This is a genomic window from Streptomyces sp. NPDC055078, from assembly GCF_053607985.1.
In genome coordinates, this window is the sequence record NZ_JBSGUP010001001.1 from 1 (window position 1) to 1,964 (window position 1,964).

Below are 1,964 nucleotides of genomic sequence, written 5' to 3' on the forward strand. Positions count from 1 at the left end.
CTCCGGTACGGCGGCCGAGCCGCTCGGCCGCCGCACCGGAGGCGGCTCAGCGCCCGGCCGCGTCCAGCAGACCCTCCCAGTCGGGGATCTTGACGGACCGCCGGCCCAGCGCCGCCCCGAGCGCGGACTCGGCGGTCACGATCGCCTCCCAGCCCGGCCACTCGACCGGCCGGTGCCCGGCGGCGCGCAGCTCGGCCAGCGGATCGTCGGCCACCGGACGCAGCGCGAGCGAGGCCGCGTCGTCGAGCAGCGACGCCACCGTCTCCTTGGCGCACGGCCGATTGGTGCCGATCACCCCGGTGGGGCCGCGCTTGATCCAGCCCGCGACGTACTCGCCGGTCGACGGCACCCCGTCCCGCAGCACCCGTCCGGCGGTGTGCGGCACCGTTCCGCGCCCGGTGTCGAACGGCAGTCCGGGCAGCGGCACCCCCCGGTAGCCGACGGCCCGCAGCACCAGCTCCGCGTCGATGTCCTCGTACGCGCCCGTGCCCCGCACACCTCCGTCGCCGTCCGGCGCGGTCCGCTCGAACCGTACGCCCCCGACCCTGCCGCCCCGCTCCAGCAGTTCCACCGGGCGCAGGAAGAACCGCAGCCGGATCCGGCGCTCCCGGTCCGGGTCCCGGGCCCCGGCGGGCCGCTCGGCCCAGCCCCGTACGACTTCGAGATTGCGCCGGCCGACCGCCGGCAGCGAGGCCGCCAGTTCCCGGGAGGCGTACGCCGGGTCGAGGGCCAGGTCCGAGGGGTCGACCAGGACATCGGCCGAGGTGAGCGAGCCAAGCTCGCGCAGTTCCTTGGTGGTGAACTTGGCCTGTGAGGGGCCCCGCCTGCCCACCATGTGCACCTCGCGCACCCGGCTCCGCGCGAGCGCGCCGAGCGCGGCCTGCGGTACATCGGTCGGCCGCAGCTCGTCCGCGCCCCGGGCGAGGACACGGGCCACGTCGACGGCCACATTGCCCACGCCGATCACCACGGCCGAGCGCGCGGTGAGCGCGAAACCATTGGCCGCCGCGTCGGGGTGCGCGCTGTACCAGGAGACGAAGTCCGTGGCCGAATGGCTGCCCGGCAGATCCTCGCCGGGGATGGCGAGCCTGCGGTCCCTGGCGGCTCCCACGCAGTACACGACGGCGTGGTACAGCTCCAGGAGCCGCCGGGGGCCGAGGGCGCCCGCGCCGACCTCGACATTGCCGATGAACTCGATCCGCTCGTGTTCCAGAACGGCACGGAGGTTGTTCTGCAGGGACTTGATCTTCTCGTGGTCGGGTGCGACCCCGTAGCGGACCAGCCCATAGGGGCAGGGGAGCCGGTCCAGCACATGCACCCGGACATCCGGGAACCGGCTCTGCTGGACGAGACCCTGCGCGGCGTAGACCCCGCTGGGTCCCGATCCGACGACGGCGACTCGAAGCACGGCCGTGCTCCTTCCCGCAGGAGGAATACCAGCATCGCACCGGTATCCCGGCCTGTGGAGATGCGCTGACAGGGTGCCTTGGGGCACGAGGGCGTGCGTGCCGCACAGCACTGTCAGGAATTGACTGGTTACGTGTTAATTGTGCAAGAAACTACGTTTCTTAACGCTAATGATCAGTATGACGCGAATCAGGCCCTTCCGTATCCACCCGTATGGGAGATCCAGGGCCACGGCACCGTCACCACCACCGAGCCTCCCGCCGGAGGTGGGACCTCCGCCTCGGCCTGGTGCGACGTCCGGTTCACCTTCGCCGACGGCGCCCGGCTCGATGTACTCGCCGTCGTGGACGACGGCGGGATCGCGATCGAGGATCTGCGGGCGGACCCGCCGCTGCCGCTCAGGCTCTTCGAGCGGGTGCTCGCCGACCGGATCGAGGAACCGCTCGAAGACGCCTGCCGTACGGCGGTCCCACGGCCCGTGGCGGACGTGGCGGACGTGCCGGACGCGACGGACGCGGTGAACGCGGTGAACGCGACGGACGGGCCGGACGCGGTGG

2 protein-coding genes are annotated in these 1,964 nt (G+C 72.6%); one reads left to right on the plus strand and one right to left on the minus strand.

Annotated features, from left to right (window positions below; translation table 11 throughout):
* Positions 1-46: 46 nt before the first annotated feature.
* The gene (locus ACWF94_RS39545; protein WP_453499980.1) at positions 47-1,408 is read right to left on the minus strand and encodes an FAD-dependent oxidoreductase; all 1,362 of its coding nucleotides are present in this window, start codon (positions 1,406-1,408) and stop codon (positions 47-49) included.
* A gap of 141 nt (positions 1,409-1,549) precedes the next feature.
* On the opposite strand from ACWF94_RS39545, the gene ACWF94_RS39550 reads away from it, so the two are divergent.
* On the plus strand, positions 1,550-1,964 hold a 415-nt coding region (locus ACWF94_RS39550; protein WP_453499982.1), incomplete at its 3' end, for a DUF6214 family protein.